This window comes from Brevibacillus fulvus (genome assembly GCF_016908525.1).
Classification (GTDB): Bacteria; Bacillota; Bacilli; order Brevibacillales; family Brevibacillaceae; genus Brevibacillus_G; species Brevibacillus_G fulvus.
In genome coordinates, this window is record NZ_JAFBEB010000004.1 from 125,872 (window position 1) to 150,962 (window position 25,091).

A 25,091-nucleotide genomic window follows, 5' to 3' on the forward strand; every position below is an offset into this window, starting at 1 on the left:
ATCCTAAATTGTAAACCGTTTGACTGTTTCTGACAACCTTGGTTCAACCAACATTTATTTGGAACGCCCGAGCCGTTTGACGATTTCACCCGTCTTCTTGGCCGCTTCGCGCACTTCTTCGAGCGTATTGGTGATGCCGAAGCTGAAGCGAACAGCAGACTCGGCAATCGGTTGCTCCAGGCACATTGCCGTCAATACATGGGAAAGTTCCAGTGAACCGGACGTACAAGCTGATCCGCTGGCGGCGGCGATCCCGACGAGGTCGAGATTGAGCAGCATCGTTTCCGTGTCGACTTCCGGAAAACTGACGTTGAGAATGTGGGGAAGAAAACGTTCCGGGTGTCCGTTTAGCTGATGGCGGATACTGTCCTCCTGCCACACTTGCAGCATCGTCTGGCGCAGCTGCAAATATTTTTTCACCCGTTCCCCCATTTCTTCCTGCGTCACTTTGACCGCTTCGCCAAACCCGACGATTCCGGCCACATTTTCCGTTCCGCCGCGCCGTTTCCGCTCCTGGTTGCCGCCAAGCAAATAAGGGATAAAGTTGACATTGCGTTTCATATAAAGGGCGCCGACCCCTTTTGGCCCATTGATTTTGTGGGCGGAGACAGACAACAGATCTACTGGCAGGGCGGCCACATCGATCGGCAAAACGCCAAACGCCTGGACTGCATCGGTATGAAAGTAAATGCCGCGCTCTTGCAAAAACTGACCAATTTCCACGATCGGCTGAATCGTGCCGACTTCATTGTTTCCATACATAATCGAGACGAGAATCGTGTCGGGCCGCACCGCTTCTTGCACTTGTTCCAAATGGACCATTCCTGTCTGATCGACAGGCAAATAGGTAACGTCAAAGCCGATTTGTTCCAAATGTTCACAAGCGTGCAGCACGGCATGATGTTCGATCTGCGAAGTAATAATATGTTTACCGCGTTCCCGGTTGGCCATCGCCACACCGATCAAGGCCATGTTGTCGGCTTCGGTCCCTCCGCTGGTAAACACAAGCTGGGCGGGGTCCGCTCCCATGAATCCGGCGATTCTTTCCCGCGCCTGTTCCATTGCTTTGCGGGAATCACGGCCGAAACCATGGATACTGGACGGGTTGCCAAAAAACTGGGTGAGATAAGGCTGCATCGCTTCCCACACCCGCGGATGTACCGGAGTGGTGGCAGCATGATCTAAATAAATGCGATTAGGCAATTGAGGTCACCTTTTCTTTGCTTGTTAGATGTAAAACATATATCCTTCCGAATCACCCTCATCTTGATAGGTGATTAAATCTTTTAACGTCGTGGAATCGAGGACGGACGAGATACTGTCGCGAATGCGCAGCCAAAGATAACGTTTGGCCGGGTCCTCCTCTTCGGAAAATTCAACCGGGCTGATCGGTCCTTCCAAGACACGCAGAATTTCGCCCGAGGTGATCTCTTCCGGCTTTTTGGCGAGAATATAGCCGCCGTACGCTCCGCGAATGCTTTTCACCAGACCGGCATTGCGCAGCGGGGCAATTAATTGCTCCAAATAATGTTCGGATAAATCATTTTTTTGGGCAATGCTTTTGAGCGAAACGGGTCCGTCGCCTAGCCGATTGGCTAATTCCATCATGATCGTTAACCCATAGCGACCTTTTGTCGATATTTTCACTTCGTGAACTCTCCTCCTTGGCCTGTTATTCACTGTTTTCTGTTTTCTTATGCATCGTGCTCCCAACCTTTCCCCGCTTAAGTCCCCTGTATGCGGGGCAAACTTCCGACAGGGGGGTGAAGCGGATGGCATCCAAACAGGAGCGAAATCATCCATCTGAAACATTGTACAAGTATCCGGCGGGAACAATCGCCCACAAAGCTCGTTTTGGCGACAGCGTCAACAGCAAACGGCCAAATGAGCAAGGGAATTTGCCAGATGATCAACCATATACCGATCGTCAATGAAATCCCTGCCTGGCAGGGGTTTTTCTTGTTCCTTTCAATCTCACGGCTTACTGGCGATCCGGTCTGTTGCGCAAACGGCGCATTTCCTGCCATTTCTTCATATTTCGTTCGTAACCGATTTCCTTTGGTTTGTAAAAGGAATGGTGAACCCCGTCTGGCAAGTATTGCTGGGGAACATATCCATCCGGATAATCATGCGGATAGAGGTAGCCCGCGCCATGTCCCAGTTTGGCTGCCCCTTTGTAGCTGCGATCGCGCAGATGAACCGGCACAGGTTTGTGCCCCTCTGTGCGGATCGTCTCCAAAGCCTGATTGATTCCCACATAAGCAGCGTTGCTCTTCGGTGCGCTGGCCAAATAAGTGGTTGCTTGCGCCAGCGGAATTCTCCCTTCCGGCATCCCGACCAGTTCCAATGCCTGAAAACAGGAAACAGCGACCTGGAGGGCCTGGGGATCGGCATTGCCGACATCCTCCGAGGCAGAGATGACCAAGCGCCGGGCGATAAAGCGCGGATCTTCTCCGGCATCGATCATGCGGGCCAGCCAGTATAAAGCAGCGTCAGGATCGGAACCGCGAATCGACTTAATGAAAGCGGAAATCGTGTCATAGTGGTTATCCCCGCTTTTATCGTAGCGAACCGTGCGGCGTTGAATCGATTCCACCGCCACATCGAGAGTAATGCGGATTGAACCGTCTGCGCCAACCGGTGTCGTCGTCGCCGCCAATTCCAGCGCATTCAGCAATCGGCGGGCATCGCCTTCCGCATAGCGGATCAGATGCTCCGCTGCTTCCTCCTCAATTTTTACGTGCAAATCCCCCAAACCGTTTTTCCTGTCGGTTAGAGCACGCTCCATCACTTGCCGCAAATCCGCTTCCGACAACGGCTCCAGTTGGAAAATTTGCGAACGGGACAACAGCGCCGGATTTACCTCAAAAAACGGATTTTCCGTCGTCGCGCCAATCAAAATGATCGTGCCCTCTTCTACATAAGGAAGCAAGGCATCCTGCTGCGCCTTATTGAAGCGGTGAATCTCGTCAACAAACAAGGTTGTCCGCGTGTTTTCCATAACCAGCCGTTCCTTTGCCTCTTCCACCACTTTGCGGATGTCTGTTACCCCTGCGGTGACAGCATTCAATTCCGCAAAACGGGAGCGGGTAGAGCGGGCGATTACTTTGGCCAACGTCGTTTTCCCCGTACCGGGCGGACCGTAAAAGATGAGCGAAGACACCTGGTCCGCTTCAATCGCGCGTCTGAGCAATTTACCCGGTCCCAAAATATGCGCTTGGCCGATAACCTCCTGAACCGTTTGCGGACGCATCCTGGCCGCTAACGGTTTGTTCCGTCCCCCCTCTTGTTCGTCAAAGGCGTAAGTGAACAAATCCATGTCTGTCCTTACCCTTTGGCCGGCTGCCAATCGATGATATCGCGGACGACAACGCTGGCAAGGATCAAACCGGCTACCGACGGAACAAACGCGTTGCTCGCAGGGGGTTGACGTACTTTGCGGATCGGCGAATTCGGATCAACAACGATCTGGTCGCGAACCTCGTCGCGGATCGTCACCGGGATCTCTTTGGAATATACCACTTTCACGCCTTTGTAGATGCGTTCTTTGCGCAATTCCCGGCGAATCACTTTGGCGATAGGGTCATAGCTGGTTTGCGAAATATCAGCTACTTCAAACCGCGTCGGATCCATTTTGTTCGCTGCGCCCATGCTGCTGATAATCGGAATGTTGCGTTTTTTCGCTTCCAGAATCAAATGGATTTTGGCGGAAACCACATCCATCGCATCGACGATATAGTCGATGGGGAATTCAAACAGCCGCGTGTACGTTTCTTCGTTGTAAAACATATGCAGGGTAATCACTTCACACTCTGGATTGATCAGCGCGATCCGTTCTTTCATCAATTCAGTTTTTTCCCGCCCGATCGTCTGCAAGTTCGCATGGATTTGACGGTTGATATTGGTAATATCGACAACGTCCTTGTCCACAAGAATCAGCCTGCCCACTCCGGTTCGAGCCAATGCTTCCACGGTAAATGAGCCAACACCGCCGACCCCAAGGACAGCGACGGTACTATTCTTCAGTTTCTCTAAACCCTCTGGTCCAAAGGCCAATTCACAGCGCGAAAATTGATGTAACATATGTCGAAACAACCTTTCACTTTAATCTCATCGGATAAGTAGGGAAGCATAGAGAAAAAAGCCCCATTATGCCGTGTTGCTCCTCAGTTTTGAACCTGCACTAGCAGGTGGGTGTACCGCCTGACCGCTTCAAACTTCCACTCGAAGGAGGCATGTCATTGCGGCCACGGACAAGAACTCCCTTTAAAAGGGTTGTGGCTCAAAACTATCGGAAGTCACGCACATCGCAGGGCTTTTTTAATTACTTATATCGTATACGAAGCAAGAGAGGATCGCAAGTTTCCCTGCCTTACGCCTCTTCGCCGTCTTCCTTCTCTGCAATGCTGGCGATATGCAGATCCTTCAACTGGGCTTCTTCGACCGTTCCCGGCGCATTCACCATCAAGTCGCTGGCACTCGCCGTTTTCGGGAAGGCAATGACCTCGCGCAAATTGTTGCGGCCAGCCAGCAGCATGATCAGGCGGTCCAAGCCAAGGGCGATTCCGCCATGCGGAGGTGTGCCGTATTCAAAGGCATCGAGCAGGAAGCCGAATTTTTCCCGCGCATCTTCCGGACTGTGCCCCAGAATTTTGAACATTTTCTCCTGAACGTCGCGTTTGAAAATCCGCATCGAACCGCCGCCGAGCTCATAGCCGTTCAACACCATGTCATACGCCTGGGCGCGCATTTTGCTTGGATCGGTTTCAAACAGATGCAAGTCTTCGTCTTTTGGACGGGTAAACGGATGGTGCAGCGCCACATAACGTTGCGCATCCTCATCCCATTCTACCAACGGGAAGTCAACCACCCACAGGAACGCAAACTTGCTTTCGTCGATCAAGCCCAATTCCGCTCCCAATTTGGAACGAAGAGCACCCAATGCATCGGCAACCACTTTGGGTTTATCGGCCACAAACAGAAGCAAATCTCCATCAGCAACCTCCAACCGCTCTTTCATCGCCTGCATTTCCGCTTCGGTAAAGAATTTGGCGATCGGCCCTTTTACTTCGCCGTCTTTGAAACCGATCCAGGCCAAGCCTTTGGCGCCGTACCGGGAAGCGAATTTGCCCAGATCATCGGCTTCCTTGCGGGAATAATGGCCGCAGCCTTTGGCATTGATCGCTTTCACTTGCCCGCCGTTTTCCACGACGCTGGCAAATACTTTAAACCCGCTGTTTGCGACCAGATCGGAGACATCGACCAGTTCCATGCCAAAGCGGACATCCGGCTTGTCCGAACCATAGCGAGCCATTGCTTCCGCATAAGTCAGACGCGGGAACGGAGTCGGCACATCAACGCCGATCGTTTGTTTGAATACATGGGCAACCATTTTTTCCATCATCGGCAGCAAGTCTTCCATCGACAAGAAGGAAGTCTCAATATCGACCTGGGTAAATTCAGGTTGCCGGTCTGCCCGCAAATCTTCGTCGCGGAAGCAGCGAACGATCTGGTAATAGCGCTCAAAACCGGAAACCATCAACAGCTGCTTGAACAGCTGCGGAGATTGCGGCAAAGCGTAAAATTCGCCTGGATGAACGCGCGAGGGAACCAAATAGTCGCGCGCGCCTTCCGGAGTGCTTTTGGTCAGCATCGGAGTTTCCACTTCCAGGAAGCCGTTGCTGTCGAGGAAATCGCGGAAAGCTTTCGCTGCCTTGCTGCGGAGAATGAAGTTGCGCTGCATTTCCGGACGGCGCAAATCCAGATAACGATATTTCAAACGGATTTGCTCATCGACATCCAGATCATCTTCAATCGGGAATGCCGGCGTTTTGGCCTCGTTGAGGATGGTGATCGTATGGATATGAACCTCGATTTCCCCTGTTTTCAATTTGGGGTTGACCGCTTCGGGAGCGCGTTCCACCACTTTTCCGGTAACGGACAGCACATATTCGCTGCGCGCTTTATCGGCGATTTCCCACGCTTCTTTATTGTATTCGGGATTGAACACGACCTGGACGAGCCCTTCCCTGTCCCGCAGATCAATAAAGATGACGCCGCCCAAATCGCGTCGTTTTTGCACCCAACCGTTTAACGTCACTTCTTGTCCTACTAACTCTTTGCTGACTTGTCCGCAATATATGGTACGTTGTTTCCACTCCATCGTTTTTTACTCCTTTATTTTATGATTTTTTTAAAACACTCGCCAACTCCGCCACAGAAAGCTCACGCTGATCGCCAGTGGCCATCTCTTTGAGGACGACGGTCCCGTTTTGCAATTCGCTTTCCCCGAGAATCGCCGTGAAGCGGGCTTCCAGACGATCGGCCGCCTTCAGCTGGGCTTTCATTTTCCGCTCGAGATAATCCATTTCCGCGCGGATGCCCGCCTGACGAAGCTGATCCAACAATTTAAAGGCGACAGCTTTTGCCGCAGGCGTCTGAATGACCAGATAGCAGTCGATGCCGGACTCTACCGGCAGCTGGATGTTTTGCTTTTCCAGCGCGAGCAGCAATCGCTCAATGCTTAAGGCAAAGCCAATCCCGGGCATGTCGTCTCCGCCCAGCTCCGCAACCAGTCCGTTGTACCGGCCGCCGCCGCACAGCGTTTCGACCGCACCGATTTCCGCCATCTTGATCTCAAATGCAGTCAAGGTGTAGTAATCGAGACCGCGAACGAGACGGGGATTGACGGTAAAAGAGATGTCCAGATCGCTCAAATACTCTTGCACCGCCGAAAAATGGGCGGCAGACTGTTCGCTGAGGTAATCGAGGATCGAAGGAGCGTCTTTGGTCAACATCTGGCATTTTTCATTTTTGCAATCCAAAACCCGCAGCGGATTACGGTCAATCCGCGATTGGCAATCCGCGCACAGCTGATCGCGCACACCGTTGAGAAAATCAGTCAGATAGGTGCGTTGACGGGCGCGATCTTCAAGCGTCCCAATGCTGTTCAGTTCAACAGAAATTCCTTTTAAACCAAACCATTGATAAAAGCGCACTGCCAAAGCAATAACCTCGGCATCAATCGCCGGGTCCATCGAACCGATCGCTTCCACCCCAAATTGCGTGAACTGCCGCAACCGGCCAGCCTGCGGGCGTTCATGGCGAAACATCGGACCAATGTAGAACAGTTTTGTCGGTTGATTGGGCGAACCGTACATTTTGTTCTCCACATAGGAACGCACAACTCCCGCGGTATTTTCCGGACGCAGCGTCAACTGATCCTCACTGCGCGGATTTCGGACACTGTACATTTCTTTCTCCACAATGTCGGTCGTTTCCCCGACGCCGCGCTGGAACAGTTCGGTTTGCTCAAACAACGGCGTTCTAATTTCCTGATAGTTAAATCGACGGCAGAGTTCCCGCGTCTGGCTCTCGATATATTGCCACTTTTCCACTGTGCCTGGCAGTATATCCTGTGTGCCGCGGGGAATTTGAATCTTTGCCATTGCCATTCCTCCATCTTCTGCAAATGTTTTCTTTATGTGCATCCGCGCTGCATCGGCGTTGCCAAAAGCCGGGCTAGCCTGGCAAACCGGATAAAAATAAAAATCTCCCGTCTCTGACATGGTTCATCATGTCAGGGACGAGAGATGTTATACACATTCCCGTGGTGCCACCCTGCTTGAATACAAACGTATCCCGCTTTCAGAACGACTTGGCAATCTGCTTTGCCGCAGATAACCGTCAACCGTTCCCAAACCGTTAACGCCGGTGTTACGCCTTACAGTTACTGGCTTTGCGCGTTCACTGGGGTCTTCCGGGAAGTCATTCGCCAAGACGCAATAGAGAAATGCTTGCAGCCACGGCATTTCCTCTCTAGCTATTCGTTCCTTGGGTACTTGGTCCCTTCATCAGATCGCTATGCAACAAACTTATTTTGAAATAATAGCAAATACAGGATTGGCCGTCAACGGTCGGCCGCATTTTTTTCCAAAATGACCGGCTGCCGCTTGTCTTCGTAAAGCTGGTCCAGATCCCGCAGTTTCGCTTCCGTCAACTGGCGATACGTTTCGTTGTACGTTTTGGGATCTTTCGGATTCGGCCAGCGCGTCAGCTTGTCGGAACCCGGTGGGATTAACTTGGAGACAGCGCCGCAGCCAAGCCCGAGGATCGTTTGCGCTTCTTCCATGATCATGATGTTATAAATGCTTTCTTGACCCGGTTGCGCATAGCCGACGTTTTCCAGATTGCCGAGAATATTTTTTTGCCGATAGAGATAATAAGGACGATAGCCGTTGGCCGAAGTCCATTGTTCGGCCAGGTTCATCATCTTTCTGATTTCATCGCGGCTGGCGACCTTGTAACGCTCTTTGTTTTGCGTCATTTCCGAAGCGCGTTTAAACGAGAGCGTATGAACCGTCAACGAAGCCGGCTTCAGCTTTTCCACTTCGCGCAAACTGTGCTCCAGCTCATGCATTCCTTCGTTGGGAAGCCCGATAATCAGGTCCATGTTAATATTGGTCAGTCCCATCTCCATCGCCAGATGATACTTCTCAATCGTCTCGGCGACGGTATGATGACGACCGATTGCCCGGAGAGTCTCCTGGGTAAACGACTGCGGATTGATGCTGATTCGATCAACCTGCCACTTTTTCATGACCTGCAGTTTTTCCGCCGTAATCGTATCCGGACGTCCTGCCTCGACCGTCAACTCCCTGACCTGATCCATATGGGGAAAGCGATCGTAGAGAGTCGTAAACAGCTGGTCCAGATCTTCCGCAGTAATGCTCGTCGGTGTACCGCCCCCGAAGTAAACGGAGGTAACTTTCATATCACGCTGCTTCAACCATTCGCCGATGTGCGAAATCTCATGGTGCAACCCGAGCAGAAACGGATTGACCGAGGCGGCGTGACTCTTGATCGCATAAGCCGGAAATGTGCAGTAGGCACATTTGGTCGGACAAAACGGAATGCCGATATAGACGGACAACTCCCGATCGATTTCATATAAATCGGGGACAACTTGCAGTTGCAAGTCGATAATCTTTTGCAACAGATCCAGTTTGTAGGGGCGCAGCCGATAATCCTCGCGCAAGATTCGATGTGCTTCCTGGCGCCCGATGCCATTTTCCAGAAACTGATGCAACAGTTTGGTCGGACGGATTCCCGTGAGAATCCCCCAGCCTTGTTCCACTCCTGTATGCCGCTCCAGCAAAGTGAGCAGCGTATAGCTGATCGCCTGTTTGGCGGTTTTCCGCTCGCCCTTTTCATCACGGGTCCCAAACGGCCGTACGTACGAATACTCTTCCGTCTGTCCGCCCGCGTCCAGTCTGCCGTGGGCAACTACCCCGGTTTGCTCATATCTTAAGGAAAGCGTAAGATTCAAATCGCCGTTCAGCTCTTCCTGCTCATCGCAAAACGTGATCTGTGGATCTTCATAAAACAGCGCCAAGATCAAGCGGATTTCCCGTTCAAATACATGGCCGATACACTTGACTTGAATCAATTTGTTCACCTGCTTTTCAGTCTGCCATTACCCATCTTAGCCGACCGAAAAAGCACGGTCAATGCGCAAAAACATGCAATCGTGCATTTCAGGCCAAGCTATCGTCTGATTTGGCGGCGCAATCGCTGAATTTCCGCAATCGACAGGTGAAATTCCCCGGACATTTCGACATCATTCATCACTGCCTCTTTTTCCAGAAAATCGTGAAAATCGACGGAGAAGAGACGGTTGCTCAACTCCTTCGCCAGTGTTTCCTTGTTTGATTGTCTCATCCAATCCCTCCTGACGTGTTCATCCCGGTTGTAATAGAAGGAAACATTTTGTCAAAGTTTGCAGGAAAAAGCCGGTGTAAGGCGAAAATTAACAAGGCAGAAGCTTCCTTGGAAGAAATAACAAGAAAGGATGTAAACCTTGTTGATTCGGCAAAAACTCCTGAGATCCATTCTGATTGTATTTATGCTTTGCGCGATGCCGACTTCTGTATTCGCTGCCGCCAGTCAAGTGCAAGTCACCGTAGACGACCTCAATGTGCGCTCTGGCCCCAGTTTGACAGATTCGGTGCTGACCACACTTCCGTTAAATACGGTGCTTCCCGTATTGTCCCAACAAAATGACTGGGTTCAGGTAAAGCTGCCCAATGGCACAACCGGCTGGGTTGCCAACTGGTTGGTCAAGCCGGCGGCAACGGCAAGTGCGGCGAAACAGATCGAAAGCACCGTGACCAACTTGAACGTGCGCTCCGGACCAAGCCAATCCGATGCGGTACTGACGATGATCAATCCCGGTCAAAAGTATACGGTGCTGCAAAAAAGCGGAGATTGGTATCAAATTCAATTTGGCAATTCTCAGAAAGGATGGGTAGCAGGCTGGCTCGTAAAAGAGAGCACTGGCATATCCAGCGGCAAACCTGTCAGTTCAACTCCCGTACAGTCGAAACCGACTGTACCGGCACAATCGCCAGTGCCAGTGCAACCCGCCGGAACAACAACATCGGCTGGATCAACGGTTGAACCAACGACGCAACCGGCGCAAGCCTTCCCATCGTCGGGAATCAAAATCACTCTCGGCTTTTCGCCTTTTGTCTATCCGCAACCGAATACGGATCTCCCTGCCATCACCCAGTTAAACGCAGGAGATACGGTGATCAAAACAGGCGAAGCGACAGGGTGGTGGGAGATTGACCTGAATGGCATGACCGCCTGGATACCGTCTGCTCCCGATGCACCGGCAGCCAGTGTTGTTCCGCCAACTATCGCTCCGGCGACGGTACCGGCGCCTGCTTCGTCATCGACACCAGCCGCTCCTGCCGTGCGCACCGCGACCGTGGCAGCCGACAACGTCAACTTGCGGACGGGAGCGAACACCGGCAGCGCGATTATCGCTACCTTGCCGATCGGAACTGCTTTGACCGTGCTGGATCAGCAAGGCGACTGGTATCAAGTGAAAACCGGTGACGGAAAGACTGGCTGGATGGCCGGCTGGTTATTGAGCATTGCGCCGTCCGCTGCAACAAGCGCAGTCAACGGACAAACCGTGTCCGTGATCAGCAACAATACTCCGGTCCGCTCGCAGCCTGATGAAGCCTCCCCCATTCTCACCCTGATTCAGGCGGGCGAACTGTATACCGTGAAACATCGCCAGGGAGACTGGTATCAACTTGAATTGCCGAGTGGCCTGTCTGGCTATGTGCTTGCCAAATTGGTTTCCGCCAACAGCACTCCGCAAGCAACGAGCGGCCAGCTGAAAAACAAACTGATCGTCGTCGATGCCGGCCATGGCGGCCAAGACAACGGAGCCACCGGATTAACTTATTCGACACTGGAAAAAAACATTAACCTGCAAGTTGCCCAACAGCTCAAAACCAAACTGGAAGCTGCCGGTGCAAAAGTGATCATGACGAGGTCGGACGATCATTACCTCACCTTACAGCAACGGGTAGATGTGGCTGTGCAAAATAAAGCTGACTTATTTGTCAGTATTCACCATAATACGCATCCCAATACGTCTACAAACGGTTCGATCGTCTTCTACTATACGAAGGGCAGTTCAAGCGAGCTGGCTGCCATCGTTCAGACGGAACTGATTGCGGCAACGGGCTACAAAGATATGCAATCTCGTTTCGGTGATTATTATGTATTGCGGGAAAACCCGATTACCGCCATTCTGGTGGAAGTGGGTTTCCTGTCCAACGCGGCCGAAGAAGCCAAGCTTCGTTCAGCCGATTATCAGGAACGGGCTGCACAAGGGATCTTAAACGGAATTGTCCGCTACTTCTCAACAAAAGGGCAATAACATAACAATCACCTTCAAAACAGAAAAAAGCAGAGAGCGTCATTCCGCGCTCTCTGCTTTTGTTTATGTACGAACGTTTTCTATGCTTGCCAGAAACTTTTCCTGCAGGCTATGCCTCAACAATCAGCGTCACCGGCCCATCGTTGAGCAGACGCACTTCCATCATCTGCCCGAATCGGCCGGTCTCCACATGCAGTCCTTTTTCTCGCAACTGTTGATTGAACCGTTCGTAAAGCGGTTCAGCCTGCTCGGGACGGGCTGCTTCCATGAAGTTGGGACGTCGCCCTTTCCGGCAATCGCCGTATAGCGTGAACTGGGAAATGGATAAAACCTGACCGCCTGTTTCCAGCACGGAATGATTCATTTTTCCTTGCTCATCTTCAAAAATCCGCAAATGAGCGATTTTGTCCGCCGCAAAATCAACCTGCTGTTCGGTATCGGTATGTGTAATCCCGACCAACAAAACCAATCCATGGTCGATTTTGCCAACAACATCGCCATTGACCGTGACGCTGGCCTCTTTTGAACGCTGCACAACAACTCTCATCTTTCGATCTCTCCTTGGTTCAAAAATAAACAGTGCCCCAGCGAAGGCACTGTCTTTTCTCAGGTGTTTAAAATCCGGCGAACCGAGTAGATGTCCTTAATCCGCTTGATTCGTTCCACGACTTTGTGCAAATGATCAACATTGCTGATCGAAATGGTCATATGAATCGTTGCCACCCGATTGCGATCGGCCTTGCCGCTGACAGCCGCGATGTTTGTTTTCGTTTCACTGACAACCTGCAGCACATCATTTAACAGCCCATTGCGATCGTGTCCGGTAATTTCGATGTCGACACTATAGTTGTGTTGAATCACACTGTCCCACTCGACATCGATTAACCGCTCCCCGTTCTCCTCTGTGTGGACATTGGGACAATCGGTCCGATGGACAGACACGCCCCGCCCTCTTGTCACGAAGCCGATGATCTGATCGCCGGGAACCGGATTGCAACAGCGGGAAATCCGGACTAACAGATTGTCCACGCCTTTTACTTTGACACCCGATTCGCTGCGGGAGTGATTCGTTGGCGAAGGTTTAAATTCAGGCAACGGCTGACTCTCTTCCCGTTCCCGGCGCAATTTCTCCGTCATTTTGGAAGCGATTTGCGCTGCCGTCAAGCCGCCGTAACCTACGGCTGCAAACATATCTTCCTGGCCTTGAAAGTTAAATTTGGCCGCGGCCTCCAAAATATTTTCTTCGGTCATGACCTCTTTCAATTCAAAACCGCGCGCCTTGATTTCCGCTTCGATCATTTGCTGCCCCTTGGCAACATTTTCTTCCCGCTTCTCTTTTTTAAACCATTGCTTGATTTTATTGCGAGCATGGGCAGATTTGGCAATTTTCAACCAGTCCTGACTCGGTCCATAGGAATGTTTGGAAGTCAGCACTTCAACAATATCGCCCGTCTTTAATCCGTAATCGAGCGGTACAATTTTCCCGTTCACTTTGGCCCCGATGCAGCGATTGCCAATGGCGGAGTGAATGCGGTAGGCAAAATCGAGCGGTACGGAGCCTTTGGGGAGTTCAACCACATCGCCTTTTGGCGTAAACACAAAAACCGTATCGGAGAAAAGATCTTGTTTCAGCGATTCCATGAACTCCTGAGCATTGGGCGACTCCTCATGGCCGCCTTGGATGATTTCGCGCAGGTTGCCCAATTTCTCGGCAAATGACCCCTGCACTACCCCTTTGCCTTCTTTGTAAGCCCAGTGGGCAGCAATCCCGATTTCCGCTGTCCGATGCATCTCCCACGTGCGGATTTGCACTTCCAGCGGTTCGCCTTTGGGACCAATCACCGTCGTATGCAGCGATTGGTACATGTTCGGTTTCGGCATGGCGATATAATCCTTGAAGCGCCCCGGCATCGGTTTCCACAAGGTATGCACGATCCCCAGCACAGCGTAACAGTCGCGGATATCGTTGACGATAATGCGCAAGGCAAGCAGGTCATAGATCTCATTGAACTGCTTGTTCTGCGTCGTCATTTTTTTATATATACTGTAAAGATGCTTCGGCCTGCCCGAGATTTCCGCTTCAATATGCAGCTCTTTCAATTTTTCCTGAATCATCTCAGCTGCTTCTGTAATGTAAGCTTCTCGTTCCGCCCGCTTCTTCTGCATCAGATTGACGATGCGATAATATTGTTGCGGATTCATATACCGCAAGGCGGTATCTTCCAGCTCCCATTTGACCGAAGCAATCCCCAGACGATGTGCGAGCGGTGCAAAAATCTCCAGTGTCTCATCGGAAATTTCCCGCTGCTTCTCCTCCGACATATGACGCAACGTCCGCATATTATGCAGACGGTCAGCCAGTTTGATCAAAATCACCCGTATATCCTGAGCCATCGCTACCAGCATTTTGCGGTGATTTTCGGCAAGCTGCTCCTCTTTTGATTTATATTTGATCTTGTCCAGCTTGGTAACTCCGTCAACCAGCCTGGCTACATCTGCTCCAAATTGCTGGCGAAGATCTTCGAGCGTCACCTCTGTATCTTCGACGACATCATGTAAAAAGCCAGCTGCGATCGTAACCGCGTCCATATGGAGATTTGCCAGGATACCGGCAACAGCAATCGGGTGCATGATATAAGGAACCCCCGACTTCCGTACCTGCCCCTCATGCGCCTGCCTTGCCAAATCATAGGCTCTGGTGATAAGCTGAAGGTCAGCTTCAGACAAATAATCACTGGCTTTTTTTATAACCTCATCAATGCCTGTTATCATAGTTCCCTTCCCTTATCCTCTCACTGAAGAAAAACTTGCTACCAGCCGACACGGATTTCGCCTGGTATCGATCAATAGAAAAGCAAAGAACCCTCGATGGAGTTCCTTTTTTCTTCCGACTGTTCCTGCATTATAGCTTGTACGAGACCGCCAAACATACTGCATTTCATTATATTATCTTTTAACTTGGAATCATTGTAAAGGTAATAATCTTGAATTCCTGTGGAAGTTCTTTGAAAAATTGCGAATGGGGGGCTAATCTCCCAAATACAGGAAAAACGGGCATTTGCCCGTTTTCACTTGGTCTATGGTTCGGATCAAAACAAATCGTTTTCGCGGTGACTTAGTATTGCACCAATGTGGTCGTCGGAATCTCTCCCAATTTTTTGCGGCCTTCCAAATACGTCAGTTCAATGAAAAAGGCGGCTCCAACCACTTGTCCTCCCAATTGGTTAATCAGATTGATCGAAGAGGAAATTGTTCCGCCCGTCGCCAGCAAGTCATCGGCGATCAGCACCCGCTGTCCCGGTTGTACGGCATCCACGTGCACAGCCAGCGCGTCTTTCCCGTATTCCAGATCATACTCAGCCTTGATGGACTCATACGGCAGTTTGCCCGATTTGCGGATTGGCACAAAGCCCACACCGAGAGCATAAGCCAATGGCGCGCCCACGACAAAGCCGCGTGCTTCCGGACCGGCAATCAGATCGACGTCCAATTGTTTGGCGAATGCGGCCAATTCTTCGATGGCGGCTTGATAGACCGCTCCTTCTTTCAGCAATGTGGTGATATCTTTAAAACGAATTCCTGGTTGCGGGTAATCGGGAATCACCCGAATATACTGTTTAAAATCCATGTTAGTAGCCTCCTACGGGGCGGGAACTGGTTCCACCCACTGATTCATATATTGAACAAGCGATTCATACGAAGATAAAAGCAACTCTTCCGCTAGCTCCGCTTCTTCTTGCCATTCCTGATAAAATTGCGAACGATCCAGTGCCTGTTTCGCTGGTTCCGGATGCAATCGAACCCGCTCCGCTTCTTCCTGGATAAACTGCAGTTCCAAAAAAACAGCCAACATTTTGTCCAGTACCGCCCGCTTCAATTGAAGCTTGCGAGCCAACGCGTCCAATTGCCCCTTTTCAATCATCGGGAATTGACGAAACATTTGATACAGCAGTTTAAACTGATCCCGGGTCGGGAATTGCACCAAATCAAAGCTGGCGTCCGGATCGCCAAATAAACAGTAAATCCGTTCGGCATGGCGCATCTGACACAAAATATGCCGCAAGACGCTCTTCCGCGAAGGCAAATCATACAAAATCAGTGTACGATATGCGTTTCCATCTGCCAAGCGGTACGACTCCGCCCCCGCGTACTCCAGACGAATCTCTTTGTTCGCTTGCTGCTGAAACTCTGACAGCCAGGCGGAAATTTCCTGAAAACTTTGCTGGCGGAACGTAACGGTCAACACGCCCTGGTCCTGATTGATCACTTGCAGCCATTTGGCCCGTTTCTCCCGGCTTCCCCGCCAATCGAAAATTTGCTGATGCGGCACCGCCATATCGCGAATGGTCAGTTGCGCCTTTCGATTGCCATTCCATTCGTTGATCGACAACTCTCCCAGCACCTGCAGCTTCGCCTTCGGAGTAATCTGTGCAGCCAGATGAGCCAGTTGAAAGCCGATCGCGTCAATGGCTTTGCCGTCTTTCACCAGACTGCATTTCAAATGAGAGTCCTCTCTGCCGATCAGGCGCATCGCCGTGCTTTCCACCTGCTCCAGCAAGATGAGCGGAGTGGGATTGCCCATCCCAAATGGCGCCAATGCTTCCATCTGTTCAATCAATGCCAAATCGACTTGCTCGATAGCGACCGCCACATCGACGCGAGTCAACGGCATAAAATCTTCTTCTGTTAACCAGTCTTGGGCAAGTTGATTCAGTTTTACTCGCAAAGGAGCAAGATTTTCTACCGGCAGCGTCATTCCTGCCGCCATGGTATGGCCGCCGTAATGCGGCAGCAGCTCCTTGCAAGCGGTCAGCGCTTCGTACATGTCGAAACCGGCAATACTTCGCGCCGAGCCTTTGGCCGTGCCTTTCTCCGGATCGATTCCCAACACGATCGTCGGCCGGTAAAATTTTTCGACCAGACGCGAGGCAACAATGCCGACCACACCAACGTTCCAGCCTTCTTTGGCGACGACCAGCACCTGATTCTCTTCCGGGGGAAACTCAGCCAGAACCATCGCCACTGCTTCTTCGGTCATTGTATGCACCAATTCTTGCCGCTCCCGGTTCAATTCATCCAAGGCGGCGGCCAGCTCGTCAGCCTCAGCCGCATCTGTTGTCGTCATCAGTTTGATCGCCGTTTCCGCTGTTTCCAGGCGTCCGCCAGCATTAATCCGCGGCCCGAGAGCGAAACCGACATGTCCGCTGGAAAGTTCCGTTTCCGCCAGTCCGCAGACCCGTACCAACGCTTGCAACCCAACGTGATGCGTTTGATTGAGCCGTCGCAATCCCAAACTGGCCAAGATCCGGTTTTCATCGACAAGCGGTACCAAATCGGCAATCGTGCCGATCGCAGCAAAATCGATCAGATGCATCGGCGGCTCCCCCAACAAAGCGTGGGCAAGTTTGAAAGCGACCCCGACACCGGCAAGCATCTCAAACGGATAAGGACAGTTCGGCTTTTTCGGATTGATAACCGCATAAGCCTCGGGGATTTGCGCCGGCGGTTCGTGGTGATCGGTAATAATCAGATCGAGGCCAAGCTCCTGGGCATAGCGCGCCTGTTCGACCGCGCTGATACCGGTATCCACCGTCACGACCAAGCCAAAGCCTCTCTCGCGGATTTGTTTCAACGCTTCATTATGTAAACCATAGCCCTCGGTAAATCTGTTCGGGATATAATAGTCAAATTGGGCTCCCAATTCACGAAACAGATGAACGACCAAGGCGGTTGAACTCACTCCGTCCGCGTCATAATCTCCATAGACACAGATCGGTTCCCCTTGTTCAATCGCCCGCCGTATCCGCTCGACGCTTTTTGCCATGCCATCCAACAAAAAAGGATCGTGGAACTGCTGCGGGCTGATTTGCAGAAAATTTCTGGCTTGCTCAGCGGTTTGAATGCCGCGGATCACCAACAATTTTGCGATGAACGGAGGCAGGTCGCCTGATCGAGCCAGCTCTTCCGCTACTTTCTCATCGTAGGCAGCCAATTGCCACCGAGTTTTCGCTTTTAGCATAGGCCCTCTCCCCCAATCCTCATTCATTATAGTAGAAAAGCTCCCGAGCGCCAAGCATCAACTGACGAACAGGCTCAGACTCGCTTGTTCGAAAAAAAGGACTATCGAGCACAACGCCCGATAGTCTTTCGGTTCCTGGTTGCAGACGCTTTGCGAGCGACCGCGTTACCCTTGGTTTGGCGCAGTGGCCAGTTTTTCTTTTTTCATTTGCCGTTCTTTTAAAGCAACCCATACTTGCGCGGCGATAAAAATGGAGGAATACGTACCGCTGACCAACCCGAAAATCAACGCCAACGAGAAGTTGCGGATTCCTTCCCCGCCAAGAATGGCAATGGACAAAGCACAGAAGAACACAACCGCGACGGTGAAGATCGAGCGGCGCATCGTTTGCCACAAGCTGACATTGACCATATGCTCCAGATCTTCAATCGTTTTGATTTTGGTCGAACGCAAGTTTTCGCGAATCCGGTCAAAAATAACGATCGTATCGTTGATCGAGTAACCGACAATCGTCAAGATCGCCGCGATAAACGTCAAGTCAACTTCCAGCCGGAATATGGAGAACAAAGCGATCGGAATAAACGCGTCGTGCAGCAAGGCGATCACGCAGGCTACCCCAAACAAGAATTGGAAGCGAATCGCGATATAAATCGTAATCCCGATCGCAGCAATCAAAATGGCGATCCCTGCTTTTCCAGCCAATTCGCGAGCAATCATCGGATCTACTGTTGATTCCTGTTTCGTTACCTGATCGCCATATTTGGTTTTCAACGCTTGCTCAATCGCCGTCAGTTTGGCAGGCTCTACGGTATTGTCAAAGCGCGTATATACCTGGTTCGTTCCGTATTTCGTCAGTGCGGTATGCTGCACATTGGGCAGATTTTGTTCAATCACCTGTTCAACATCCGCTGTATTGAACTCTTTGCCGATCAACAAGTCGAGCCGGGTCCCCGCTTTGAAATCAACGCCGAGGTTCAGCCCGAAGATCAGCATGCAGACCAACCCGATGACGAGAATGGTTGCCGACAGGAGAAAGAATTTTTTCCGGTTTTTTACGATATCGAACTTGATAACTTTTTCATGTTGTTGATTAGAGCTCACCGATCTCACTCTCCTTTACTCCGTACCAGAACGGCTTCTTGAACATGTTGGCTTTCAGCAGGAGCCACAGCAGGAAACGAGATCCAAACACGTTTGTGATCAAGCTGACGATAATCGTCATCGTCAAAGTGATGGCAAAACCTTGGATGGAACTTGTCCCAAAATAAAACAGTACAAGCGCCGCAATAATCGTTGTAATATGACCGTCAATGATGGTAATAAAGGAACGGCGTTGACCGGCGCGGAATGCGGACAAGATCGTTTTTCCGGAACGAATCTCCTCCTGAATCCGCTCATAGGTAATAATGTTGGCGTCTACCGCCATCCCGACGGACAGGATGAACCCGGCAATCCCCGGCAATGTCAATGTCGCGTGCATCCAGTTGAGCACAACCATACAGAAATAAATGAATCCGGCCAGGGTGATATTGGCGATCATGCCCGGTACACGGTAAACAAACAGCATGAACAGGAAGATCAATACTGCGCTGACATATCCGGCGTAAATCGTTTTTTGCAAAGCCATCGCCCCAAGGCTGGCGCCCACTGATGTCACCTGTTTCTCAACCAGTTTGGCCGGAAGGGCCCCCGAGTTCAAAATGCTGGCCAATTCTTTGGCCGAATCCACCGTATAGTCCCCGGTAATTTGCGCGCTGCCGCCCGTGATGACCGATTGAATCGTCGGATTGGTCAGCATGTTTTCATCCAAATAAATCGCCATTTTCTTGTGCAGGTTGGCGCGCGTCACATCTTCCAGCTTTTTCGGATCAGAGAATTTCAACAGAACAAGCGGGCGTTTCAAATCGTCATATCCGACAGATGCTCCGTCAGGCGCCAAATCGCTGCCGCGCAAAATAATTTGCCCTTTTTCGTCACGGAAGGTAAGCACAGCCGGTTTTCCGATCAGTTGGCGCAACTGATCCTGGTCCGTATTTTGCGAAGCGATCTTGACCCGAATCCGGTTTGGCAATTCGGTCGTGATATCCGGTTCAGCGACACCACCGATATTCACGCGTTTTTCCACCATTTGCGCTGTACTGTTCAACAGCTCGCTGGTTACTTCTCCCCCTTCGAGCGGTTGCACCTCGTAGAGAATTTCAAAACCGCCTTTTAAGTCAAGGCCGAGTGTAATGTTTTTGGCCACAGGCAGAGAAGTTGTCCCTACCAGCACACCCAAGGCCACAATAACAAGTAAGAAGACAAAAAAACGACTCCATTTTATCATCTGGATGATACCCCTTTCCCTCAAGGGTTTTCGTCAGGCAGAACGAAAAACCAATATGCCCATTATAGACAAGGAGAAAAAACTGTGTCAAATTAACTTGCAATTATTTCTATGGGAAACGATTGTAACTTCCCCTGCTGTTTCTTCTGCCCTGACTCGCCCTCTCCTGGTGACTGTTGTTGATACGATTTTGCAGCCCAAAAGTTTCAGTTGGAATTTTTGTACATTTTCAGCATGATCCAGTTCATGTATTTATTGATTTTTAAAGTTAGGATGTCATTGACGATTTTGTGCATAGGCGGCAGTTCTTTATAAGCAGAAGAGACACATGCCCAAATCTCCTCTGCCGAAACATTTTCATATCCAAGCAAAGCAAATTCCTCCACTTTGCTTTCGCATAGGTGCATAATTTGTGAAAACAACTCTTCGTCTTCCACCATCGCCTGTCTCTCCTCTCAAAATTGTCATGGTTCCACCAGCAAGTCCATATGTTTAACTATAAAGTTCTCCCACTCTGACTCCTTTAGGAAAGAAAGGGCTAGACCATGAGACAATCTTTTTTTTATGGTACGGTTATCCTGATTGTAGCAGGAGCGGTCACAAAGGTGCTAGGCTTTGCCAATCGGATCGTCCTCTCGCGCATCATCGGTGCCGAAGGGATGGGGCTTTACCAAATGGTCGTCCCCATTCTCTATTTTTTAATTAGTGTGACGACTTTCGGTTTGCCGGTAGCCATTGCCAAACAAGTGGCGGAGACGGAAGCGGCCCAGGACTCCCGCAAAACGAAGCGATATTTGCTTTTGGCCTTGTTGATTACAAGCGCGCTGAGCCTGCTGGTCAGTCTCGTCTTGTTGGCGGCCGGCAAATGGATCACCGGTTGGATCTTTTCCGATGAGCGGGCGTTTATCGCACTGTTGGCGGCGATTCCGGTCATTCCGATCGCCAGTATATCCGGGGTTTTACGCGGATACTTTCAAGGCAAGCACAATATGACTCCGACCGCCACTTCCCAACTCGTCGAACAAATCGTCCGCATTGCATTGGTCGTTGTCATGACCACATCTTTCATGGATTTCGGCGTTGAGTACGCGACAGCAGGGGCAGTGGCCAGCATCATCTTTGGCGAATGTGCGGGACTTGCCTACATCATCTGGCAATTTCGAAAAGGTGGACGAAAAACAGCGGAAAGCTTGTTTCAACAGCCGTTCCTTGCTTCCCTGAAGCAAAATCGGGAAAGTTTGCACAAACTTTTGTCCGTTTCGCTCCCAGTAACAATGAGCCGCTTCATCGGCTCCATTCCCTATGTGCTGGAGCCGATGATTGTGCCGCTGGCTTTGTCGCTTGCAGGCTATAAAACAATTGAAGCTACCTCAGCCTACGGCCAATTTGCCGGCATGGCGGTTCCGCTTCTGATGTTTCCCACCTTTCTGACCTATTCCTTGTCTGTATCGCTGGTTCCGGCGGTGGCAGAGGCCGCTTATCAAAAAAATAGCTCGCTGGTGCATCGCCGGGTTTATCAATCGATGCGAATCGTACTCGTGATCGGCGCCCCCTGGACAGTGCTGTTGTATGTATTGGCGGAACCGCTTTGCGCCCTGCTGTACAATCAACCCGAAGTCGGGCAATTGCTGAAAGAACTCGCTCCGTTCTCCGTTTTTCTGTTCTTTCAGGCACCGCTTGCGTCCGCCTTGCAAGGCCTTGATCAGGCCAATATCGTGATGCGAAACACGCTGTTTGGCTCGATCGCCAAAATTGTGGCCATGTTTTTGCTCACGTCCCAATCCAGCTTTGGCATTCACGGCGCCGTGATTTCGCTCAATCTGAGCATAACCTTGATCACCCTGCTTCATTTTGCCAGTCTGGTCAAAGGAATCGGGTTTGCCATCGAGATCAAGGAGTTTCTCAAAATCGGCTTCGCCATGCTGGCGATGGGCTATGCTTGCTTCTATATGACCACACATTGGTTACTTGACCTGCCGATTCATCGGATGATACTGACTGCCGCCGGCTCCAGCCTGTTGCTTTATTTGCTGCTGCTGGTCGCCTTGCGCATTCTCGGCAAGCAGGATGTGCAGCGAATTCCGTGGATCGGCGAGCAGCTCTCCTTGTTCTTTCCCCGCCGTTGAGCGAATCACGGACGGGGTTTATCTTTGATATCGATATGGATGTTCCCCTGGTCGTCGATACAGCAAAAAGAAATGTCCTGGACTTTTTTGATTCCACGATGCCGAATCTTTTGTTTTAACCAAAACTTGTTCTGGCCGATTCTCTGCAATCCTTCCTCGAGAATTTGGCCATCCATGATCAATGGAGTCGGCAAGCCGTTGAATTTGACTGATGACGACCGTTTTGGAGGCGGAAAATGAAAATCGCCGCGTGTAACCGAATCTTTATCCGGTTTGGGAAATACGCTCATCTGTCCGGTCGGCTCCAGCAAAGCAAATTCCACATCGGCGACGTTTTTAATATTTTTTTGGCGCAAATGCACCAGCAAATCATCCATATTCATGCGGTTTCGCCGCATCACATCTTCACGAATCTCGCCGTTTTCAATAATCAGCTCCGGTGTGCCGTCAACGATATCGCGAAACCTTTTGCTTCTCAGCGAAATAAACGCCATAATGATTTCCAACACGGCAATCAGCATCATCGGCAGGAAAAAGTTAAGCATGGGCTCCTTAACATTTTCGATAGTCATAACCGCCATTTCCGCGAGCATGATGGAGATTACGACGTCAAAAACGGACAGCTTCCCTAATTCGCGTTTGCCCATTAAACGCAACAACATCAAAATGAAGAAATAGGTTAACAGGGTACGCAGCAGAATTGTGGCCAGCTCCATTTTTTTGTCGTCCTCCTTACGTGGTGTTGCTTTTAGTCTCCACGCAAACAGACGCCCCTATGCTCGCCAGTTTTCACCTTGTCGCTACATGTTTTATAGCCATTTTCGTTTGCGGAAAATATAAAACATCGAGGCCATCATAATGACCATAATGAGAATGGCAATCAGCAGCATGTACGGTTCTGCCGCCGTTCCCAACCAGCCGAACGTATTCATCCCGAATATCCCGGTGACAAAAGTCAACGGCAGAATAATCGTCGAAATGATCGTCAAGATACGCATGTTCTCCGTTGTTTTCGCGCTGATAATCGTATAATAAGTATCGAGCGCACCGTTCACCAGGTCGCGAAATGTCTCGGTCGAATCGGAGATCCGTTCCAGATGGTCGGTCAGGTCCGTGTAAAAAGGTACATTTTCTTCAGATATGTCAAAGGAATAGCGGCCGTTCACATTGGCGAAAATGCGCTTTTGCGGCAGAATGACCCGCCTGATCAGAATAATGGTCCGTTTCAGCGCCAAAAATTCCTCCGTAATCTCTTCCATTTGATGCTCGTACATCTCATCTTCCAGTTCATCGATCCGCACGCTGATCCGGTCCATAATCGGAAAATACTCGTCGGTAATGCCGTCAACAATCGCGTACAGCAAATAATCCGGTCCCCGATTTAAATAGGTGATATTGCGATGACATTGCGCGGCAATGCGGCCGATCGTATTCATCGGCGATTTGTGAATGGTCACAATGTAGTTCGGTCCCAAAAAAACGTTTAATTCCAGCGTCGTAATCTCATTGTCACTCTCTTCATTATAACGCAGGGCATGAAAGACGAAAAAATAATAGTCCTCATAATGGTCAACTTTGGCCCGCGGACTGACATGCAGGCAGTCTTCAATGGCCAATGGGTGAAATTGAAATATATTGGCAATGTATTGCAACTCATTGTTGCCTACATCATATAGATCAATCCATAACAAATCTTCAGGTGAGCGCAACCATTCATCCTTTGTGCTTAAATCGACATCATGGTACATCTTCTGTTCCGAATGGTTATAGAAATATGTTTTAATCAATCCTTTCACCCCCATTTGATCCCTCATTCATCATACGAGAATTCGCCCTAATGTTCAATGAATAAGGAAAAAATGTTGACAACGGCTAGTGTTGCAAAATGCCGACCGCTTGCGCCTTGTCGCGAATAATTTGCCCGGGAAACGAATATGGCAAACAAGCCCCTCATATAGATGGTACAAACAGTTACTTGTGAGGGAGGTTATGTTGTGCGCAGTTCATCCACCTCAATCGTTACGGGGTTGCTTTTCACTTTTGGTCTTGTTCTGGTTGGTTCCCTGCTTACCGCTGCACTGCTCTCGCTAACCGATATTCAGGAACGTTCCTTGCCTTATTTCACCTACGCGATCAACATCATTAGTCTCTTGATTGGCGGATATGTGACGGGGCGGCGCTGCGGCGGGAGAGGATGGTACTACGGTGGACTGACCGGTTTGGTTTACTTTTTGCTGGTTCTGTTGATCGGTTTCCTTGGATTTGATGCACCAGTGAGTCTGATCACCCTCGTCTACCTGTTCGCCGCCTTCCTGATTGCGGCAATCGGCGGCATCTTTGGCGTCAATTCCACCATTAAAAGATAGTGTAGACAAAACAGCTCCCCTTTAAGTAGCAAGTGTGCAAACAGCCCGCGCTGCTTAAAGGGGAGCTTTGCTTTGCGCGGACGAACGGGAGGATTAGACGATGCCGGACGAACCCGGCAAATAAAAAAGCCAGCGTTGAGCAGGTCAACGCTGGCTTGCGGAATCACCATTTATTTTGTCTCTTCATTCACTGGCTCAGCAACCGCCGGTTTGGAGGCAGGAGCGGCCGGAGCAGCCTGGCTTGCCGCCGTCACGGAATTGATCGCACCGCGGTCAAAAGTGACATTCACATTGTGGGCAATGCGAATAACCACCTCTGTATCGTTGATGTCATGGATCGTACCGTGTACGCCGCCAATCGTTACAACCTTGTCTCCCTTTTTCAAGCTGGCAAGCATTTGGTTGCGCTGCTTGTTCCGTCTTTGTTGCGGACGAATCAACAGGAAGTAGAAAATCACAAACATAATGATAATAGGCAACAGCGATTGCAAGTTTTGCATTGCAATTCCTCCTT

At 50.5% G+C, this 25,091-nt stretch carries 22 protein-coding genes and 1 other RNA gene; 4 read left to right on the top strand and 19 right to left on the bottom strand.

Going from position 1 to position 25,091, the window contains the following annotated elements:
• Positions 1-54 precede the first annotated feature (54 nt).
• Both JOD01_RS07675 and cymR read right to left on the bottom strand, forming a co-directional pair.
• Entirely contained in the window at positions 55-1,203 is a 1,149-nt protein-coding gene (locus JOD01_RS07675) for a cysteine desulfurase family protein (RefSeq protein ID WP_204517676.1), read from the bottom strand.
• Positions 1,204-1,227: 24 nt separating this feature from the next.
• A complete protein-coding gene (cymR, locus tag JOD01_RS07680) occupies positions 1,228-1,647 on the bottom strand; it encodes a cysteine metabolism transcriptional regulator CymR (RefSeq protein ID WP_204517677.1) in 420 nt (139 codons plus the stop codon).
• A 125-nt stretch (positions 1,648-1,772) separates the two neighbouring features.
• On the opposite strand from cymR, the gene JOD01_RS07685 reads away from it, so the two are divergent.
• Positions 1,773-1,934: a hypothetical protein gene (locus tag JOD01_RS07685; protein WP_204517678.1), complete on the top strand. Its 162-nt coding sequence runs from the start codon at positions 1,773-1,775 to the stop codon at positions 1,932-1,934.
• A 47-nt stretch (positions 1,935-1,981) separates the two neighbouring features.
• Here the strand turns inward: JOD01_RS07685 and JOD01_RS07690 are convergent, their stop codons facing one another.
• From JOD01_RS07690 to JOD01_RS07720, 7 genes are all read right to left on the bottom strand, one after another.
• Positions 1,982-3,319, bottom strand: coding sequence for an AAA family ATPase (locus JOD01_RS07690; protein WP_204517679.1), 1,338 nt, complete (start codon positions 3,317-3,319; stop codon positions 1,982-1,984).
• An 8-nt stretch (positions 3,320-3,327) separates the two neighbouring features.
• Complete coding sequence (locus JOD01_RS07695; RefSeq protein WP_204517680.1) at positions 3,328-4,083, bottom strand: tRNA threonylcarbamoyladenosine dehydratase; 756 nt, start codon at positions 4,081-4,083, stop codon at positions 3,328-3,330.
• A gap of 56 nt (positions 4,084-4,139) precedes the next feature.
• Positions 4,140-4,319, bottom strand: a non-coding RNA gene (gene ssrS / locus JOD01_RS07700) — 6S RNA.
• Between the two features lie 53 nt (positions 4,320-4,372).
• Positions 4,373-6,163, bottom strand: a complete 1,791-nt coding sequence (gene aspS, locus JOD01_RS07705; protein WP_204517681.1) for an aspartate--tRNA ligase — start codon at positions 6,161-6,163, stop codon at positions 4,373-4,375.
• Positions 6,164-6,182: 19 nt separating this feature from the next.
• Positions 6,183-7,448: a histidine--tRNA ligase gene (gene hisS / locus JOD01_RS07710; protein ID WP_204517682.1), complete on the bottom strand. Its 1,266-nt coding sequence runs from the start codon at positions 7,446-7,448 to the stop codon at positions 6,183-6,185.
• A 461-nt stretch (positions 7,449-7,909) separates the two neighbouring features.
• On the bottom strand, positions 7,910-9,448 hold the full coding sequence (locus JOD01_RS07715; protein WP_204517683.1) for a coproporphyrinogen III oxidase: 1,539 nt from the start codon (positions 9,446-9,448) through the stop codon (positions 7,910-7,912).
• 98 nt (positions 9,449-9,546) lie between these two features.
• Positions 9,547-9,720 (bottom strand): hypothetical protein, encoded by a 174-nt coding sequence (locus tag JOD01_RS07720; protein WP_204517684.1) that lies wholly within the window; start codon positions 9,718-9,720, stop codon positions 9,547-9,549.
• A 142-nt stretch (positions 9,721-9,862) separates the two neighbouring features.
• On the opposite strand from JOD01_RS07720, the gene JOD01_RS07725 reads away from it, so the two are divergent.
• The gene (locus JOD01_RS07725) at positions 9,863-11,740 is read left to right on the top strand and encodes an SH3 domain-containing protein (protein WP_239565300.1); all 1,878 of its coding nucleotides are present in this window, start codon (positions 9,863-9,865) and stop codon (positions 11,738-11,740) included.
• A gap of 109 nt (positions 11,741-11,849) precedes the next feature.
• Here the strand turns inward: JOD01_RS07725 and dtd are convergent, their stop codons facing one another.
• The 7 genes from dtd to JOD01_RS07760 form a co-directional block, all read right to left on the bottom strand.
• A complete protein-coding gene (dtd, locus tag JOD01_RS07730; protein WP_204517685.1) occupies positions 11,850-12,287 on the bottom strand; it encodes a D-aminoacyl-tRNA deacylase in 438 nt (145 codons plus the stop codon).
• A 59-nt stretch (positions 12,288-12,346) separates the two neighbouring features.
• Positions 12,347-14,512 (bottom strand): RelA/SpoT family protein, encoded by a 2,166-nt coding sequence (locus JOD01_RS07735; RefSeq protein WP_204517686.1) that lies wholly within the window; start codon positions 14,510-14,512, stop codon positions 12,347-12,349.
• A 343-nt stretch (positions 14,513-14,855) separates the two neighbouring features.
• Positions 14,856-15,368: an adenine phosphoribosyltransferase gene (locus tag JOD01_RS07740; RefSeq protein WP_204517687.1), complete on the bottom strand. Its 513-nt coding sequence runs from the start codon at positions 15,366-15,368 to the stop codon at positions 14,856-14,858.
• A gap of 12 nt (positions 15,369-15,380) precedes the next feature.
• On the bottom strand, positions 15,381-17,759 hold the full coding sequence (gene recJ / locus JOD01_RS07745; protein WP_204517688.1) for a single-stranded-DNA-specific exonuclease RecJ: 2,379 nt from the start codon (positions 17,757-17,759) through the stop codon (positions 15,381-15,383).
• A 165-nt stretch (positions 17,760-17,924) separates the two neighbouring features.
• Positions 17,925-18,860, bottom strand: a complete 936-nt coding sequence (secF, locus tag JOD01_RS07750; RefSeq protein WP_204517689.1) for a protein translocase subunit SecF — start codon at positions 18,858-18,860, stop codon at positions 17,925-17,927.
• Positions 18,850-20,085, bottom strand: coding sequence for a protein translocase subunit SecD (gene secD / locus JOD01_RS07755; protein WP_204517690.1), 1,236 nt, complete (start codon positions 20,083-20,085; stop codon positions 18,850-18,852). Before secD ends, secF begins: the two co-directional genes overlap by 11 nt.
• Before the next feature lie 206 nt (positions 20,086-20,291).
• Complete coding sequence (locus JOD01_RS07760; protein WP_204517691.1) at positions 20,292-20,525, bottom strand: post-transcriptional regulator; 234 nt, start codon at positions 20,523-20,525, stop codon at positions 20,292-20,294.
• 105 nt (positions 20,526-20,630) lie between these two features.
• On the opposite strand from JOD01_RS07760, the gene spoVB reads away from it, so the two are divergent.
• Entirely contained in the window at positions 20,631-22,211 is a 1,581-nt protein-coding gene (gene spoVB / locus JOD01_RS07765) for a stage V sporulation protein B (RefSeq protein ID WP_204517692.1), read from the top strand.
• A gap of 5 nt (positions 22,212-22,216) precedes the next feature.
• On the opposite strand, the gene JOD01_RS07770 is transcribed toward spoVB, so the two are convergent.
• Both JOD01_RS07770 and corA read right to left on the bottom strand, forming a co-directional pair.
• Positions 22,217-22,927: a DUF421 domain-containing protein gene (locus JOD01_RS07770; protein WP_204517693.1), complete on the bottom strand. Its 711-nt coding sequence runs from the start codon at positions 22,925-22,927 to the stop codon at positions 22,217-22,219.
• Between the two features lie 93 nt (positions 22,928-23,020).
• Positions 23,021-23,998 (bottom strand): magnesium/cobalt transporter CorA, encoded by a 978-nt coding sequence (corA, locus tag JOD01_RS07775; RefSeq protein WP_204517694.1) that lies wholly within the window; start codon positions 23,996-23,998, stop codon positions 23,021-23,023.
• A 207-nt stretch (positions 23,999-24,205) separates the two neighbouring features.
• On the opposite strand from corA, the gene JOD01_RS07780 reads away from it, so the two are divergent.
• On the top strand, positions 24,206-24,577 hold the full coding sequence (locus JOD01_RS07780) for a TIGR04086 family membrane protein (protein ID WP_204517695.1): 372 nt from the start codon (positions 24,206-24,208) through the stop codon (positions 24,575-24,577).
• A gap of 170 nt (positions 24,578-24,747) precedes the next feature.
• Here the strand turns inward: JOD01_RS07780 and yajC are convergent, their stop codons facing one another.
• Complete coding sequence (gene yajC / locus JOD01_RS07785; protein ID WP_204517696.1) at positions 24,748-25,077, bottom strand: preprotein translocase subunit YajC; 330 nt, start codon at positions 25,075-25,077, stop codon at positions 24,748-24,750.
• Positions 25,078-25,091: the final 14 nt, after the last annotated feature.